This is a genomic window from Luteococcus sp. H91 (assembly GCF_038433135.1).
Classification (GTDB): domain Bacteria; phylum Actinomycetota; class Actinomycetes; order Propionibacteriales; family Propionibacteriaceae; genus Luteococcus.
The window spans coordinates 52,599-69,443 of record NZ_JBCDMV010000018.1 but is presented as its reverse complement, the minus strand read 5'-3'; the positions used below and the strand labels follow the sequence as shown (position 1 = coordinate 69,443).

Annotated in this window: 14 protein-coding genes; 2 read left to right on the top strand and 12 right to left on the bottom strand. The window is 68.2% G+C overall.

The window, feature by feature from the left end; genetic code table 11:
• Positions 1–35: 35 nt before the first annotated feature.
• The 5 genes from AAEX57_RS09680 to metG form a co-directional block, all read right to left on the bottom strand.
• Positions 36–1,181: a hypothetical protein gene (locus AAEX57_RS09680; protein WP_342092684.1), complete on the bottom strand. Its 1,146-nt coding sequence runs from the start codon at positions 1,179–1,181 to the stop codon at positions 36–38.
• Positions 1,178–1,864, bottom strand: coding sequence for a 5-bromo-4-chloroindolyl phosphate hydrolysis family protein (locus AAEX57_RS09675; RefSeq protein ID WP_342092683.1), 687 nt, complete (start codon positions 1,862–1,864; stop codon positions 1,178–1,180). The genes AAEX57_RS09680 and AAEX57_RS09675 overlap by 4 nt, the downstream gene beginning before the upstream one ends.
• A 10-nt stretch (positions 1,865–1,874) precedes the next feature.
• The gene (locus AAEX57_RS09670; RefSeq protein ID WP_342092682.1) at positions 1,875–3,515 is read right to left on the bottom strand and encodes a vWA domain-containing protein; all 1,641 of its coding nucleotides are present in this window, start codon (positions 3,513–3,515) and stop codon (positions 1,875–1,877) included.
• A gap of 160 nt (positions 3,516–3,675) precedes the next feature.
• A complete protein-coding gene (locus tag AAEX57_RS09665) occupies positions 3,676–4,866 on the bottom strand; it encodes a benzoate/H(+) symporter BenE family transporter (protein ID WP_342092681.1) in 1,191 nt (396 codons plus the stop codon).
• Positions 4,867–4,876: 10 nt separating this feature from the next.
• Positions 4,877–6,682: a methionine--tRNA ligase gene (metG, locus tag AAEX57_RS09660; RefSeq protein WP_342092680.1), complete on the bottom strand. Its 1,806-nt coding sequence runs from the start codon at positions 6,680–6,682 to the stop codon at positions 4,877–4,879.
• Between the two features lie 90 nt (positions 6,683–6,772).
• Between metG and AAEX57_RS09655 the strand changes: the two genes are divergently transcribed.
• Positions 6,773–7,657, top strand: a complete 885-nt coding sequence (locus AAEX57_RS09655) for a hypothetical protein (RefSeq protein ID WP_342092679.1) — start codon at positions 6,773–6,775, stop codon at positions 7,655–7,657.
• Positions 7,658–7,759: 102 nt separating this feature from the next.
• On the opposite strand, the gene AAEX57_RS09650 is transcribed toward AAEX57_RS09655, so the two are convergent.
• The 3 genes from AAEX57_RS09650 to AAEX57_RS09640 all read right to left on the bottom strand — a co-directional run bounded on the left by AAEX57_RS09650 (position 7,760) and on the right by AAEX57_RS09640 (position 10,540).
• A complete protein-coding gene (locus AAEX57_RS09650; RefSeq protein ID WP_342092678.1) occupies positions 7,760–8,890 on the bottom strand; it encodes a hypothetical protein in 1,131 nt (376 codons plus the stop codon).
• An 88-nt stretch (positions 8,891–8,978) separates the two neighbouring features.
• On the bottom strand, positions 8,979–9,878 hold the full coding sequence (locus tag AAEX57_RS09645; RefSeq protein WP_342092677.1) for a ribonuclease HI family protein: 900 nt from the start codon (positions 9,876–9,878) through the stop codon (positions 8,979–8,981).
• A 209-nt stretch (positions 9,879–10,087) separates the two neighbouring features.
• Positions 10,088–10,540 (bottom strand): Hsp20/alpha crystallin family protein, encoded by a 453-nt coding sequence (locus tag AAEX57_RS09640; RefSeq protein ID WP_342092676.1) that lies wholly within the window; start codon positions 10,538–10,540, stop codon positions 10,088–10,090.
• Positions 10,541–10,727: 187 nt separating this feature from the next.
• On the opposite strand from AAEX57_RS09640, the gene AAEX57_RS09635 reads away from it, so the two are divergent.
• Positions 10,728–12,095 carry an LCP family protein gene (locus AAEX57_RS09635; RefSeq protein ID WP_342092675.1) on the top strand — a complete coding sequence of 456 codons (1,368 nt, stop codon included), beginning with the start codon at positions 10,728–10,730 and terminating at the stop codon, positions 12,093–12,095.
• 87 nt (positions 12,096–12,182) lie between these two features.
• On the opposite strand, the gene AAEX57_RS09630 is transcribed toward AAEX57_RS09635, so the two are convergent.
• From AAEX57_RS09630 to AAEX57_RS09615, 4 genes are read right to left on the bottom strand one after another with little or no spacing between them, the layout of a single operon-like run.
• Positions 12,183–12,581: a cytidine deaminase gene (locus AAEX57_RS09630; protein ID WP_342092674.1), complete on the bottom strand. Its 399-nt coding sequence runs from the start codon at positions 12,579–12,581 to the stop codon at positions 12,183–12,185.
• Positions 12,582–12,586: 5 nt separating this feature from the next.
• A complete protein-coding gene (locus AAEX57_RS09625) occupies positions 12,587–13,951 on the bottom strand; it encodes an ABC transporter permease (RefSeq protein ID WP_342092673.1) in 1,365 nt (454 codons plus the stop codon).
• The gene (locus tag AAEX57_RS09620) at positions 13,948–15,195 is read right to left on the bottom strand and encodes an ABC transporter permease (protein ID WP_446721152.1); all 1,248 of its coding nucleotides are present in this window, start codon (positions 15,193–15,195) and stop codon (positions 13,948–13,950) included. The genes AAEX57_RS09625 and AAEX57_RS09620 overlap by 4 nt, the downstream gene beginning before the upstream one ends.
• The gene (locus AAEX57_RS09615; protein WP_342092672.1) at positions 15,192–16,769 is read right to left on the bottom strand and encodes an ABC transporter ATP-binding protein; all 1,578 of its coding nucleotides are present in this window, start codon (positions 16,767–16,769) and stop codon (positions 15,192–15,194) included. Before AAEX57_RS09615 ends, AAEX57_RS09620 begins: the two co-directional genes overlap by 4 nt.
• Positions 16,770–16,845 lie beyond the last annotated feature (76 nt).

The following is a 16,845-nucleotide window of genomic DNA, read 5'->3' as shown; positions in this document are numbered from 1 at the left end:
AGCGGATCGGGCGGTGGTCGACGGGCTCGGCCGCGTCAGGAACAGTTCTTCTCGTTCTCCAGACAGGCCAGCATGGCCAGTGTCACGTCGGAATTGGGGGCGGGAATGGTGCGCAGCCGGGCCTGCAGCGGCAGCTTGTCAAAGGTCTTGACGTCATTGATCCCGGCGCTGGTGCCGGAACGGAAGCCGTAGCGTTCCCAGGCGATCTTCTGGATCTCCGGGTCCTGCATCGCCTCGATCAGCCGGCCACCATCACCCTCCAGCGCCAGCACCGGGTGGTCGGCGTAGATCGTCGGGCTCGGGTAGAGCATGGTGACCTCCTTCATCAGCGCGTCGCTGCGGCCGGTCTCGATCCAGTGCTGGATCACCTGGTTCTCGTAGCCGGCATAGAGCGGGGAGGAGTACTCCCCGCCCTGGAGCAGCCATTGCCGGAAGCCGTCGTCGGAGCTCGACGCCTGCAGTCCGGAGGTCTCGTAGATCCGTCGCAGGGTGGGCAACGCCTTGCGGGCCTCGGCCAGGGTGGGCGGGGTGGTGAGGTCCTGGGTGGCGATCACGGTGAGTTCCAGCTGGGCCAGGGTGAAACCGGAATTGGAGGTGCGGGCGTCGGTGCTGCCGATCCGCACGGGGCCGGTCAGGTCGCCGGCCTTGAGTGCCTGCCAGGTGCCGTTCTTCAGCACCTGGTTGGTCAGCAGACCCTTGATGTCCAGCGAGTTGACATTGCCCTTGGTGGTGAGCAGCTTGGCCTTCTTCAGCGCCTCGGTGGCCTCCGGCCCGGAGTAGATCACCTCCGGCGACTGCAGCACGGTGCTGGCCCGATAGCCGGGAAAGTCGCTGCCGTGCTTGGCCTCGAAGACGCTGCGCGCCGACGCGCTGGAGGGCCACAGGCACTGATAGCCCTTGGCCTTGATCTGCTCGGTGCTGAGCATGACCTGCTTGTAGGAGCCCATCGACGCATAGCTGACGCTCAGGCCGTACTTGTCCTTCATCAGGCGCTTCACGTCCGGATCGGCCATCAGCTCGGCCTTCTCCGAACCACCGGCGCAGCTGATGGTCACCGGCTGCTGGTTGAGCGGCTTCTGGGCGCCGGGATTGCGCTGGGTGTACAGGTAGAGCCCGCCACCGCCCAGCAGCACGGCCAGCAGGATCACCAGCCCGACGACAAAGGAAGGGGACTTCTTCACGGCTGCTCCTCGGGATTCGACGGCGTCGGGGCCTGCGTCATGGGGTTCTGGCTCATCGGGTTCTGGCTGGTGGGGATCTCGAGCGTGGGCATCCTGGGTGGGGCGACGGTGTCCAGATTGGCCTGGTAGGCGGCCAGGTCGCCCTGGTTGACCAGCTTGATGCTGTCGGTGGCGAACTCGACGAAGCGGTGCACCGCCTGCTCACCGGCCACCAGCTGCTCCTGCGGCCGGTCGTAGAAGGCGGGGTTCTTCTCGATGTCCCCGAAGGTGCGCACCACCCCGTCCAGGGATTCCAGGTGGGTGCGCAGCTGGCTGGCCGACGAGTACAACGACGTCGGGGAGGTCCGCTCCACCCGTCGCAGCAGCTCGGGAACCACCTGCGCCATCCGCTCCACCTGATTGCGCAGGCTGTTGGAGCGGGCCCGGCTGGCGTTCTCCCGGATCTGGGCCACCAGATCCAGGCAGGCCCGCATCTGGCCCTTCGCGTCATCCCGGTAGGCCTCGTCGGAGATCTGGGCCGCGGAGCGCTGCAGCATCAGCTTGGTGCCGCCGGCGGCCATCACGGCCAGCACCGCGGGCCCGAAGAGCCGGATCAGGTCCGTGGCGTCGGCCAGCAACGCGAACATGGCGACGAAGACCAGGGCGGCCACCAGCAGGGCCGTCAGTGTGGAATGTCTGGTCACCGTTGCCCGATCACCGGTACCCGGCCGCTTCGCGCAGCGCGGCCACCATGTTGTCCTTCTGCACGAAGGAGCCATTGGTGCTGGTGGCCACCTCCTGCATCTGGTTCGGATCCGCGTCGCTGCCGAAGGCGATCGTCACCACGGGGGCCCCGGTCTTCTTGATCGCGGCCATCGCCACGTCGTGCTGGGAGTTCTCGGACTGTCCGTCGGACATCACCACCACCAGTTTCTTGTGCTTCGCGTCGGTGCCCTGCAAGGCGCTGGCCGCCCGGAACAGGCAGGCGTACATGTTGGTGCCGCCGCCCGCATCATGGTTGACCACGCTGCTCTGCAAGTTGCGCAGGTCGGCGTCGGCATTGCCGTTCACCCGCCACGGCCCGCCTACGACGTCCCCGTTGAAGATCGCCACCTCGGTGATGTCCTGGGACGCGGTCTGCAGCAGGTTCTTCTTGGCCTGGTCGGGGTCGAAGAGTGCCTCAGCAGCCTCCTTCACGCCGTCCCAGCCGCCATTGGAGGTCATCGATCCCGACGAGTCCAGGCAGTAGAACAGGTGAACGGGCTTGCGGAAGGTGGTGTGGTAGGAGTTCAGCGCCGCCTCGATCACCGGCGCGGACGGGAAGGTGACACCGCGATCCTTCAACGTCGCCTTGATTCCCCAGTCGGGGTTGAAGACCTTGGGGTCGGCATTGGCCAGGCTCAGCCCGACGCCGCCGGCCGGGCGCCGGCCCAGGCCCTGGACCTTGGCCAGCGCGTCCTTGTCCTTCAGCAGGTGGTTCTGCAGCTCGATGAAGATGGCGTGCTTGGCCGCCTCGTCGGCCTGACCGCGCTTGGCGAAGCCCAAGGGGGCGTCGGAGATGGCCATCGCGCCCCGCGGGTAGGCGACGTAGAGCGGCTCCTTGCCCTGCTTGACCAGCTCCAGGTTCTTCTCGATCACCAGGTCTTCATAGGTGAACATGGTCTGGCAGGCGTCGGGATTGGCCAGGCAGTCATCCATCATGGTGCCGGTGGACGGCGGGGTGCGCTCGATCGACTGGATGAAGGTCTGCATCCCCTTCACCACCGGCTCGCTCTTCAGCTGGGCCGCGGTCAGCGCCTGGCCGGGCGGGTTGCCGGCAAAGTGGTTCAGGAAACTGAACAGGGTGGTGGCACCCGAATTGGACTGGGTGGGGTTGGTGGCCCAGGTCTTGGCCTGCTTGCTCTCCACCGAGGCGATGATCTGCGCGGCGGTGACATCCTTGCCCACCATGCCCAGCTTCTGCATCGTCGGTTTGAATCCGGCGTAGACCACGGGTGTGAGGAACATCGGCTTGACGTCGGTGAGCTGCCCATTGGTGTTGCCCAGCTGACTGAAGACGCTGGAGGCAAACCAGAAGGCGTCGTGCTCTCCCCCGCCGGACTGCAGCAGCCGGGCCTGGTCAACCGAGCCCAGCAGGGTGTAGTTGCAGGTGTAGCCCTTGGACTCACACCACGGCACCACCACCTGGTCCAGGATGGAGCGCTGTTCGGAGCCGGCGACGATGTTGAGGGTCTTGGCCGGCTCGGCGTCCCCGGCGGGGCCGGAGCCCTCGTCCTTGGGTCCACAGGCGGTCAGCGCGGTGACCGCGGCCAGCAGGACGGCGGCCAGACGGCCGGGGCGACGAAGCGTCAACATGTCCCATTTGTAGCGGCTCAGCGGCTCACCGAAAGCCCGGCGAATGCCTTGTCAGCCAAGAGTTCACCGTTTGCTCAGGCTGGGGTGAACGGCGTGTGAACAATGAGTGACAGATCACCAGGCAGCGATGCTGGACCGCCAGGGAAACGGACGCGGGGCTTCACGCCCCTCGGGGACGCAGGATGCCGTAGGCCAGCAGCCCCGCCACCAACCCCCAGAAGGCCGAGACCAGGCCCAGGGCGGTGACTCCCGAGGCGGTGACCACCAGGGTGACCAGGGCGGCCTCGGTGACGCTGCGGTGGTGGCTGCCCTCGTGCATCGTGTCGTAGACCGCATTCTGCAACGGCGGCAGCAACGCCACCCCCGCCACGGCAGTCAGCATCTGCGGTGGGATGGTGTCGAAGAGCGACACGATGGTGCCGCCGAAGAAGCCGCCCAGGATGTAGGCCACCCCGCAGCTCATGCCCGCCACATAGCGACGGTTGCGGTCCGGGTGGGATTCCGCGCTGGTGGCGATGGCCGCGGTCACCGCGGCCATGCCGATCGCGTGGGCGCCGAAGGGCGCCAGCAGCGCCCCCAGAGCGCCATTGGCCCCCAGCAACCGCCGGTCATTGACCTCGAAACCGCTGTTGTGCAGCACGATCAGGCCCGGCGCATCCTGGCCGACGGCGGTCACCAGCGCCAGGGGCAGCGCCACCGCCAGGATGGTGTCCAGCCGGAAGGTGGGAGTGGTCCACACCGGCAGGGTCAGACCGAGGTGGACGCTCATCGGATTCGACTGGCCGGTGGACACCGCCAGGATGCCGCCGAAGGCCATCGCGACGATCACCGCGAAGCGCGGCTCCCAGCGTCGCCCCACCAGGTAGCCGAGCACCAGCCCACCGGCGACGATGGGCTGCTGCGCCACGGCCTGGGCCACCTTGAGCGCGAAGGGCAGCAGCACGCCGGCCAGCACCGCGGCGGTGATCGGCTTCGGGGTGGCGCGCAGCAGCCGACCCACCCAACCGGTGATGCCCAGCAGTGCGGACAGCACTCCGCAGACGATGAAGGCGCCGATCACGTCGGAATAGCGGTGCTGCGGCAGCATCGTCACCAGCAACGCGGCGCCGGGGATGGACCAGGCCACCATCACCGGGGTGCGGGTCAGCCAGGAGCCGAAGAGGGTCAGCAGACCGGCACCAACGGAGATGGCCCACACCCAGGAGGCCGTTTCGCGGGGGGCGAGGCCGCCCTGTCGGGCGGCCTCCAGCACCACCGGCAGCGGCCCCGCATAGGAGACCACCACCGCGATCAGGCCGGCGAAGAGCGCCGACAGACTGATCTCCCGACGCAGTGACCGGCCGCTCTGCACGGGTGGACTGTCAGGCGGGGGAAATCGGGGCCCACTGTGGCCCGGTCTCGCCCAGCTTGTCGTCGAGCTTGGCGAAGATCGGGCTGGGCTTGCCCAGCGGGGTGCCGACGGCGATCGGCCGCGACTCCCACCTGGCCAGCTCGCTGGCGTAGTCGCCCTGCAGCACCGGGTAGGACTTCTCCACACCGTCCTCGTTCTTCTCGGTGACCTCCACCAGCTGCGGCTGCGCGGCCCAGATGCCGTCGCCGCCCATCGCGTCGAAGACCTGCTGCGCGGCGTGCGGCATGAAGGGGGTCAGCAGCGTGTTGCAGTCGCTGACCACCTGCAGGGCCACGTGCAGCACGGTGTTGCGACGCTCCGGCTGGTCCTTCAGCTTCCACGGCTCCTGGTCGGAGAGATAACGGTTGGCCAGGGTGACGATCCGCATCGCCTCGCTGATCGCTGCCTTCAGCTTGCACTTCTCCAGCAGCTCACCGACGGTGACGTAGGCTTGCTTGCTGGCCTCCAAGAGCGCCGTGTCCTCGGCGGTGAATTCGGCCGCCTCGGGGATGCTGCCGACATTCTTGTGCGCCATGGAGATGGAGCGGTTGACCAGATTGCCCCACTCATTGGCCAGCTCGTAGTTGGTGCGCCGGACGAACTCGTCCCAGGTGAAGTCGGTGTCCTGGTTCTCCGGGCCGGCGACGGCGATGAAGTAGCGCAGCGCATCGGGGCCGAATTCCTTCAGGAAGTCCCCGACGAAGATCGAGGCCCCGCGCGAGCTGGCCACCTTGGAGCCGCCCATGGTGAGGAATTCGGAGCTGACCACCTCGGTGGGCAGGTCCAGGGTGCCGAACCACTCGCTGGTGCGGCCGCCCTTGTCACCCTGGCCGTCGACCCCGAGCAGGATCGAGGGCCAGATCACCGAGTGGAAGACGATGTTGTCCTTGCCCATGAAGTAGTAGCTCTTGGCCTGGTCGCCGGTCCAGAAGGTCTTCCAGGCGTCGGGGTCACCGGTGCGCTTGGCCCACTCGATGGAGGCGCTCAGGTAGCCGATCACCGCGTCGAACCAGACATAGATCCGCTTGAGGTTGTTCTCCTCCCAACCCTCCAGCGGGATCTTGATCCCCCAGTCCAGATCCCGGGTGATGGCCCGCGGCTGCAGTTCCTTGGCGAAGTTGGCGCTGAAGCGCAGCACATTGGGCCGCCAGTCCTGCCGGGTCTCCAGCCAGCTGGCCAGGGCCTCGGCAAATGCGGGCAGGTCCAGGAAGAAGTGCTCGGTCTCGACGAACTTCGGCACCTCACCGTCGATCCGGCTGTGCGGGTTCTTCAGGTCCACGGGGTCGAGCTGGCGGCCACAGTTGTCGCACTGGTCACCGCGGGCACCGTCGAAGCCGCAGTGCGGGCACTCGCCCTCGATGTAGCGATCCGCCAGGGTACGGCCGGTCGACGGGCTGATCGCACCCATCTCCGTGCGGCTGATGATGTAGCCGTTCTGGTGCAGGACGGTGAACATCTCCTGCACCACCTGGCGGTGGTTGTCCGTGGTGGTGCGGGTGTACAGGTCATAGGACAGGCCCAGCCCCTGCAGGTCCTCCGCGATGATCCGGTGGTACTTGTCCGCGGTCTGCTCCGCGGTGAGACCCTCGGAGTCGGCCTTCACCTGGATGGCGGTGCCATGCTCGTCGGTGCCGGAGACCATCAGCACGTTGTGGCCGGACATTCGCATGAACCGCGCGAACACGTCGGAAGGAACACCGAAACCGGAGACGTGACCGATGTGGCGGGGACCATTGGCGTAGGGCCACGCGACGGCGGCAAGAATGTTGGCACACATGGGGGCCATGCTATCGGCTGGCGACCAGGGCTCTTCACCGCCGGGCCGCTCGTGGGGAAGTAGGGTTGCGGGGTCAGACGAGGAGAACGCGTGAACCGGATCACCTTCATCACCCCGCCGAATTGGCCCGACCCGCCGAAGGGCTACCTGCCCGAGGCCGACTGGGCCCCCGACCCGTCGTGGGGCCCCGCGCCCGCGGGCTTCCAGTTCTACCGCGACGCCTTCGGCTACCCGACGCCCCCACCACCGGAGTACTGGCAGCCGTGGGAGAGCACCGACTGGTCGGCGGTGGATGATCTGCCGGCCCCGCAGGCCGCCACCCCGGACACGGCCACACCCGCCTTCCCGACATCACCCGCGCCCGTGCAGCCCTTGCCCACCCGACGGCGGCCCCGCTGGTTGGCGTGGCTGGTTGGCCTGCTGCTGGTGGGCCTGTTGGCCGGTGGCGGCTGGTTCGGCTGGCAGCACTGGAAGTCCAAGCCGCCACCCGCGCCCGCCGATGTCGCCGACCTGACCAAGCTCTATGAGCCGGCACTACCGGTGGGCGGCTCCAGCTACCAGTTTGCGCAGGAGATTCCGGTGCAGGTCTTCAAGGGCAAGACAGCCTGCATCCCCAAGCTGAATGCCGCCCTGGCACCGGCCAAACAGGCCGTGGCTGCCGGCAGCGAGCGGGGCTGGGGCGCCTACACCTGGCGCTTCACCGACGCCGCCGCGGCCCGCAAGGCCTGGACGGAGCTCCAGGCCAGGGTGGTGGGCTGCACCGCCGATGGCTACACCCTGGGTGCGCCCCAGCACAGCCCCGACGCGGAGCAGCGCTGGACGCAGTACCAGCAGTCCGCCAAGGACGGCACGGATCACGGCCGGATCGTGTTGACCACCGATGCCAACACCGTCACCTGGCTGGAGGGCGGCCAGACCGAGATGGGCGGGAACGCCTTCAAGGCGGTCCGCAAGCGCCTGACCGAGCTGGGCTGACCGGGACAAGAAGGTACTGACCGCCTCTGGCACCGAGCACGGCGCCAGAGGCGGTCAGAACTCCGTCCAACTCTTCTTCGGCCAACCGGCCCGGCCGGTTGATCAGGCGTCGGGTGCCACCAGGCTCGGCAGGGCGGCATCGAAGAGAGAGCGCAGCCGGGCCGTCGGGTGGATGTAGGCCTTCGGACGGTTGCCCTCCTGCAGCTGGTAGCCCCAGGTGGCGGCCCGCATCCGCTGGGCCGACGTACCGTGGTGGCCGTCGCTGGTGAAGGAGCAGTCACCGATGCCGTAGAAGACCCGGTTGAACTCCTGGACGCGCTTGAACTGCATGCTCATCCCCTTGGGGTGCGACGAGAAATAGGCCGCCGAGGCGTCCGCATGCAGTTCGGTGCGCCGGGTGCCCTCCGGGCTGGAGGCCTCGTCGGGGCCGATCATGCCCATCTCGAACTGGATGTGGTGGCCGAACTCGTGCGCCATCACCACCTGCGGGGCGACGTCGGAGTAGCCCAGCTCGTCGTAGGCCTGCAGCAGGCCGGGGCCCATCACGATCCGATCGGTGATGCTGGGCTCCTGCCCGAAGGTGGAGTAGGCAAAGGCGTTGAAGGTCAGCAGCGGGTTGTTGCCCTGTTGCAGCGCCGGGCTGGCCTTGACGTAGTCGGCCACGAACTGGGCGAATTCCAGAGCCTGTTCGCTGGTCAGGCCGAGTTCGACGTAGATCTGCTGCATCCGGGTGACGTCGGTGTAGACGGCACCACCCATCTGCATCAGCGCGATGTCGGAGCTGTTGACGTCCCAGAAGCGCTGCAGCTTGCGGAAGGTCTTGTTCAGCACCTGCGCATCGACGGTCAGCGGGTGGGTGGACGGATCGGCGGCCAGGATCGCGTCATAGGCGGGGAGCATGTCCAGCCCGGTGGTCTGCATCACCATCAGGTCTTCCTGGCTGAAGGCCTTCAGCTGCCGCTGAACCCAGTCGTTGACGTCGGTGTTGTTGTCGCAAACGTACTGGGTGGGGTCGATCACCCGGTCAAGATGGCTGACCTGGTGGCGGGTCTGGAAGGCACCGGCCTTGGCGGCCAGATCGACCTTGGGCAGGGAGTTGACGTCCGGCTGCAGGCTGGCCAGCACCGACGCCGGGGCGGGAGCTGCCTCGGCGGCGAGGACGGCGGGGCCACCCAGGCACAGGCCAAGGGCTACGGCAGCGGCGGCGAGGCCGCGCAATGGCTTGGTGGGCACAATTTCCTCCTTGAAAGTGGGTGTGCCCAGTGTGCCCAACCAATGCCGTTCTGACGAGTGTCTTGGTGGGTGGTACCGCGGCACGGGTTCAAAGGCCGGCCGGTGTCCCCTGGTGGAAGCGCAACTGCCAACCGGCCGCGGTACGCACCCACACCGAGCTGCGCAGGGCGATCGCGCCGCGGCTGCGCGAGCGCCAGCGCAGCAGGATCACGTCGTCGGCCAGCTTGTCAACACCGATCACCTCCAGCGTGGTGCGGTTGGTGAGCGGCTCGATGGAGGCCAGCATCCGGGCCCGGCTCCACAGCTTCCCGGACGCCCCGATCTCGGTGAAGTCCGGGTGCAGCAGCGCCTCCACCCGTCGCTTGTCCGATCGAACGGAATCCAGCAGCAGGGATTCCTCGAGCGCCACGACGTCATCGGCATCGGTGCCGCCGGCGGGCTCCTCGTCGAAGCTGAACAGGTCGATCTCCACCGGCTCGGGCTTGTTGGGGGCGACGTCCAGGCTGATCGCGCCGCCCGCCCCCGCCCCGCGGAAACCGGGGCCGGAGGGCACCGCCGTGCCGTCTCTGTAGGCGCGTGCGGCGGCCTGGGCCCGGGCATCGGCTGCCTCGTTCATCTCGTGCCCGGCATGTCCCTTGACCCATTCGAACTTGACCGAACGACCCACCAGCAGCCGGTCGATCTCCTTCAGCAGGTCCACATTCATCACCGGCTTGCCGTCGGCCTTCTTCCAGCCCTTGCGCTTCCAGCCCGGCATCCACTTGGTGACCGAATTGATCACATATTGGGAGTCGCACTGGATCAGCAGCGTCTCCTCGGGGGCGACCGCAGTCTGCTGCAGCAGGTTCAACACCGCCATCAGTTCGCCCATGTTGTTGGTGCCATGCGGCCAGCCCCCCGCCGCCCAGGTGTTGTCGTCGATGTACCAGGCCCAGCCCGCCGGGCCGGGATTGGACAGGGAAGAACCGTCGGCTGCTGCAGTGATCACCGGGCAATTGTGCCAGCACCACGACGCGTGCCGGTTGGGTCGCCCGCCCTCCCGGGTGGGCGACTCCACAGCGGGCCCCGCCCCACGCCCGGCGGCCACCAGAGCAGCAACGGGGGCCGCCCCGCTGCCGCGGGACGGCCCCCTGGGGTGGCTCATCGGTGCTTCGTCGGGCCTGGGCACGGGTCCACGGCCCAACGACGTCCGGACTGTCAGCCCTGCTGCTGGGGACCGTCCGCCACCGATCCCTCGATCTGGGCGGAGCCACCGGCATGGGTGACCTGGATCTTGCGCGGCTTGGCCTGCTCGGCCACCGGGATGGTCAGGCTGAGCACGCCGTCGCTGTACTCGGCGGTGATCTGGTCCAGGGCCAGGCCCTGGCCCAGGCTCAGCTGCCGGGCGAAGGTACCGGCGCCGCGCTCGCGCGCCAACCACACCCGCCCCTCGGCATTCTCGGCCGGCTTGCGCTCCGCCCGAACCGTCAGGGTGCGCTCCTCGACGTCGACGTCGATGGTGCTGGGGTCGACCCCGGGCAGGTCGATCCGGGCGATGAAGGTGTCCCCGTCGCGGTAGAGATCCATCGGCATCGGGGTGGTGTTGGGGGTGCGGGTGAACTCGCTGACGACGCGGTCCATCTCACGGAAGGGGTCGAAGGTACGAGCCATGGTGTCACTCCTGTCATGCGTTGAATCGAGGCCGCTCATTGCGGCCGGCATCCCTTGGAACACGAGGATCCAGAGATCTGTTCCCGGGTTGAGTCTATACCACTCAACTTTGAGCCCGAGCCCGTACCCGTGGGCTTCCTGAGAGCTGTTTCCACTAGCGCAGGGACGAAAGGTAGCCTCATTCTCCATGAAGCACCAGTTGCCACCCGAGGCCAGCGACGACCTCCCGGAGGGCCATGTGGCCATTCCACAACGGGCCCAGGCTCCCCGGCGGAGCCGACGTCGGATCGTGCTGATCCTGCTCCTGGTGCTGGCCCTGGTGCTGGCCGCCGCGGGTTTCGGCTACTACCGGCATCTGAACTCCAACCTGACCTCGGTGGAGATGCCCGTCGAGGTGCAGGGTGAGAAGCCACTGGAGGGGCTGCCCAAGGGCACGGCCCAGAACATCCTGGTGATCGGCACCGATTCCCGACAGAAGGCCGCCGACTGCAAGCTGGGTGGCTCCTGCGGCGAGGACAAGAAGGACGGCGAGACCAACGCCGACGTCGAACTGCTGGTGCACATCTCGGCCGACCAGACCTGGATGACCATCGTCTCCCTGCCCCGCGACACCCTCGTCGATCTGCCGGCCTGCTCCGGGAACGGCAAGACCCGGGAGGCCACCACCGGCCGGATCAATGGCTCGCTGAACTATGGGATCGAGTGCCAGCTGCGCACCGTCCACCAGCTCACCGGCCTGCCGATCAGCCACTTCATGATGGTGGACTTCAGCGGTGTGGTGAGCCTGTCCGACGCCGTGGGCGGCGTTGACGTGTGCGTGGACAAGGATGTCTACGACACCTATTCGCACCTCAAGCTGGCCCAGGGCAAGCACACCCTGCAGGGAGTCGCGGCCCTGCAGTTCGTCCGCACCCGGCACGGCTTCGGCGACGGCGGTGACCTGGGCCGCACCATCGGGCAGCGGCTCTACCTGTCCTCCTTGCAGCGCAAGCTGGAGAGCGCGGGCACCCTGCTGAACCCGCAGAAGGTCTACCGGCTGGCCGAGGCCGGCACCAAGGCCCTGACCGTGGACAAGGGGCTGGCCGACGTCTCCACCCTGGCCAAGGTTGCCACGACGGTGGGCAACATTCCCTCCAGCGCCACCACCTTCGTCACGATGCCCTCGGAGCAGAACCCGGAGAACGAGAACACGGTGCTGCCCACCCAGGCTTCCAAGGAGCTGTTCGCCAAGCTGGCCGCCGACCAGCCGCTGGTGACCCCCCGGCCCAAGACGTCCGCCCATCCGTCGAGCACCGCCTCCGCCAGCAGCTCTGCCGGCGGCGCTGCGACGTCGGCCAGCGCCGCCCCCGCGCCGGCCACCACCCCCGGTGATGCCACGGGCGATTCGGCCAGCCCGACGCCCGACCAGGCCGCGGGAGGCAGCGCCCAGGTCTCCTCGGAGACAACCGGCTGCGCCCAGGTGAGCACCTTCGAGACGGTCGAGATCAATGGCGAGCCGATGACCCCCACCGAGGCCTACGCCCGCTCCCCCCGGATTCCGAATTCGGCCCCCTGACGTCGGCCTCGTCCCAGGATCGAGCAGAGTCCCAGCACCGGCCAGAGGTCACGTGGATCGACCGGAGAGAGTGGGGCGGTACCCGGCTCAGGCAAGGTCCGCGGGCCCGAAGGCCTGCGGCAGCACCTCGGTCATCGGCAGGATCCCCCGCGGGGTCTCCACCAACAGGTCGTCGCCGCCGTGCTCGAAGAGCAGCTGGCGGCACCGGCCGCAGGGCATGATCACCTCACCCTTGGCATTGCAGCAGGTGAAGGCCCGCAGGCGTCCCCCGCCGCCGGCCACCAGCTCGCTGACCAGGCCGCATTCGGCACACAGGGTGACGCCGTAACTGGCATTCTCCACATTGCAGCCGGCCACCACCCGCCCGTCGTCGACCAGCGCCGCGGCGCCCACCCGGTAGTGCGAATACGGGGCGTAGGCCCGCCCACACAGCTCCCGGGCCCTGGCGCGCAGCGTCTCCCAGTCTGCTTCGACAAGCTCTTCCATGGTGCTCAGTGCCCTTCCTTGATGTACGGCTGACCATCGGCCGCCGGTGGCCGCACCCGGCCGACCAGGCCGGCGACGGCGATGATGGTGGCCAGGTAGGGAAGCATCAGCAGCCACTGGCTGGGCACCGCCACGCCGACGGCGGACAGCTGGGAGGCCATCTGCTTGACGAAGCCGAAGAAGAGCGCCATCAGCGCAGCCAGCACCGGGTGCCAGCGGCCCATGATCAGCGCGGCCAGGGCGATGAAGCCATTGCCCACCGTCATGTCCTTGCTGAACGAACCCGTCGAGCCGATGGTGAAGAAGGCGCCGCCCAGGCCGGCGAAGACACCACCCACCAGCACCGCGGCCCAGCGGGTGCGGGCCACGTTGATGCCCACCGTGTCGGCGGCCTTGGGGTGCTCACCGACAGCACGCACGTGCAGGCCCCACTTGGTGCGGTAGAGCAGGAACCAGACCAGCACCACCGACGCGAGGGCGATGTAGGCCAAAGCGGTCTGGTTGAACAGCACCGGCCCCAGGAAGGGAATCTTGGACAGGCCGGGCAGTGCGATCTTGTCCATCTGCGGCGCAGAGTTGAGTGCGCTGGACTTCGGCTGGATCAGCTGGTCGAACAGGAAGCCGGTGATGCCCGCGGCAAAGAGGTTGACCACCACGCCCATCACCACCTGGTCCACCAGGTAGGTGATGGTGAACAGCGCCAGCAGCGCCGCCATCAGCACACCGGCAATCACGGCGGCGATCAGGGCGGCGGGGATGGACTCGGTGACCGAACCCACCACGCCGGCGGTGAAGGCCGCCACCAGGAACTGACCCTCGATCGCGACGTTGACCACGCCGGCCCGTTCGCAGAGCACACCGGCCAGGGCCCCCAGCACCAGCGGGGTGGCGATGTCGATGGTGCCGTTGAGCTGGTTGGTCAGCGGGAAGGGCAGGTCTCGTCCCGCGACGGCCCAGGCCAGGAAGCCGATCATCACGGCCAGCCCGGCCACGGTCCCCGCGATCGCCGGCCAACGGCCGTGCATCCGGCCGGACAGGTAGCCCAGACCGGCCAGCAGGGTCAACAGCCCGCAGGTCAGCACCGTCGCCAGACCGGGCACGGCGATGGTGGGCAGCTTGACCGCGTCGAAGGCATCGGACAGGGCAAAACGCGCCGTGCCGTGGGTCTGCAGCGCCGCAACCAGCAGCAGCAGACCGAACAGGGTGACCAGGGCGCCGGTGGTGAGCCGGCTGCGCCGGGCCGCGGCGCTCTCCGTGGTGCGCAGCACGATCTCGTCGGTGCTGGCGGCAGCCGCGGCGTGGGGATCCACGACGGCCTCGGCGGCGTCGGGTGCCGCCTGGGCACCCTGGGGGAACTTGGTGTTCCTCATGCCTTGGCTCCGTTCTGCGCGGCGACGGGTCCGCTGGCCTCGCCCACCAGGGCGGCGGGCCGGGCCTTGTGCGCCTTGAGGAAGGGGATCAGCGTGCGCACCAGCATCGGGGCGGCGACGAACATCACGATCAGCGCCTGCAGCACGGTGGTCAGGGTCAGCGGGGTGCCCGCCTGCGACTGCATGGCCAGGCCGCCGGCGTGCATCGCACCGAAGAGCAGACCGGCCAGCACGACGCCGAGCGGCTTGGAGCGCCCCAGCAGGGCGACGGTGATGGCGTCGAAGCCGATCGAGCCGACCAGGCCGAGCGACAACGGGGTGGGCAGGCCGAAGTCGCTGGGGCCCAGGGCCGCCTGCACCCCGGCCAGACCGGCCAGGGCACCGGAGAGCGTCATCGCGACGACGGTGGTTCGGGCCACGCTCATGCCGGCCGTGGCGGCGGCGTCGGGGTTGGCGCCGACGGCCTTGATCCGAAAACCGATGGTGGAGCGTTCCATCAGCCACCACACCCCGACGGCAGCCAGCAGCGCCAGCAGGAAGCCCAGGTGCAACTGGCCACCCTCCAGCCGCGGGAAGGTGGCGGAGAACTGCACCTCGGGGGCGATCGGATCCTGCCGGCCGGGCCTCAGGAAGGCCTTGGTGGTCAGCAGCCACGCCAGGGTGAGGCTGGCGACGTAGTTCATCATGATGGTGACGATCACCTCATGCGCACCGGTGGCGGCCCGCAGCCAGCCAGCCAGCCCGCCCCACAGGGCACCGGCAAACACGCCCAGCACCAACGCCAGCGGCAGGTGGATGGCCAGCGGCAGGTTGGCGATGGAGAAGCCGGCATAGGCGGACAGGATCGCGCCCATGATCGCCTGGCCCTGGGCGCCGATGTTGAACAGGCCGGCGCGGAAGGCCAGTGCCATTCCCAGACCGGCGCTGATCAGCGGCGCGGCGGCCGCGGTGGTCTCGGTGACGGCCTGCCAGCTGCCCACCGATCCCATCAGCAGCGCACCGTAGGCGCCGGAGATCTTGCTCCAGGAGGCGCCCAGCGCGTCGCTGGGACGGCTGAAGAAGTAGCTCCACTTCTTGCTCACCTCGGGGTCGGCGACGATCATCAGGAGCGCGCCGATCAGGAAGGCCAGCACGAAGGCGGCCAGGGTGGTGGCCAGCTCGCTCCACGGCATCCGGAAGCCGCGCTGCCGGGCAGCGGGGGTGGTGACCGGTGTCATCCCGGCCTCGGGTGCGGCGGTGCTCATGCCCGCCCTCCTTCCTGGGCGGCGGCCAGGGCCTCGTCCTGCGGAACGCCGGCCATCATCAGGCCCAACGCATCGCGCGGGGTGTCGGCCGGCACGATGCCGACGATCCTTCCTCGGTACATCACGGCAATCCGGTCGGCCAGCGCCGCCACCTCATCCAGTTCGGTGGAGACGATCACCACGGCGGTGCCCTGGTCGCGCTCGGCCACGATCCGCTGGTGCAGGAATTCGATGGCGCCGACGTCGACACCGCGGGTGGGCTGGTTGGCCACCAGCAGGCTCAGCGGCCGGCTCAGCTCGCGCGCCAGCACCACCTTCTGCTGGTTGCCGCCGGACAGGCTGGCCACCGGCAGGTCGATGCCATTGGTGCGGATGTCGAATTCCTCGACGCGCTGCTCCGCATTGCTACGGATCTTCTTCATGTCCAGCGCCAGTCCGTGCGAGTAGTCCTCGATGTGGTTCAGCACCAGGTTCTCGGCGACGCTGAAGGAGCCGACGAAGCCGTCCTTCTGCCGGTCCTCCGGCACGAAGCCCAGACCATTGACCAGGCTCTGGTGCGGATTCATCCGGGCGACGTCCCTGCCGTCGATCAGCACCTGGCCGCTCTTCACCGGGGTGGTACCCAGCATGGCCTCGGCCAGCTCGGTCTGGCCATTGCCCTGCACCCCAGCCAGGCAGAGGATCTCTCCCCCGCGGACGCCGAAGTCCACGTGGTCCACCATCACCGCACCCGACGGGGCGGCCACCACCAGGTCCTTGACCTGCAGACGTTCCTCGCCCAGTGTCGGTTCGGCCTTGTCCACCGTCAGACTGACCGCGCGACCCACCATCAGCTCGGCCAGCTGGGCCTCGCTCATTCCCGGATCCGCGGTGCCGACCACCTTGCCGCGTCGGATCACCGTGATCTTGTCGGCGATGGCGCGCACCTCGCGCAGCTTGTGGGTGATGAAGACGATGGCCCGGCCCTCGTCGCGCAGGGCCTGCATGACGGCCATCAGCTCGTCGATCTCCTGCGGGGTGAGCACGGCGGTGGGCTCGTCGAAGATCAGGTACTTGGCGTCATTGGCCAGCGCCTTGAGGATCTCCACCCGCTGTTGGATGCCGACGGGCAGGTTCTCGATGATCGCGTCTGGGTCCACCTGCAGCTTGTAGCGGTCCGAGAGCTCGCGCACCCGCTGGCGGGCCGCGCGCATGTCGACGGTGCCGGCGGGGCCCTGTTCGCGGCCCAGCACCAGGTTCTCGGCAACGCTGAAGACCTCCACCAGCATGAAATGCTGGTGCACCATGCCGATGCCGGCGGCCATCGCCTGCTTCGGGTTGGTCAGGTGCAGCTCGGAGCCGTCGACGGTGATGCTGCCCTCGTCGGCCTGCAGCAGGCCGTAGAGCACATTCATCAACGTTGACTTGCCGGCGCCGTTCTCCCCCAGCAGGCAGTGGATCTCCCCCGGGCGGATGTCCAGGTCAATGTGGTCATTGGCAACCAGCGTTCCGAAGCGCTTCGTGATGCCACGAAGCTGCAGCCCGGAGCCATCCTCTCGGGCCTGGCCAGCGCTGGTGGTGGCGTGTTCAATCACAGGGGAATACTCCCACATCGGTAGCGGGTATCAAGGCCCCGTCAGCCGGGCACATGCCGACCAACGGGGCCTTGAT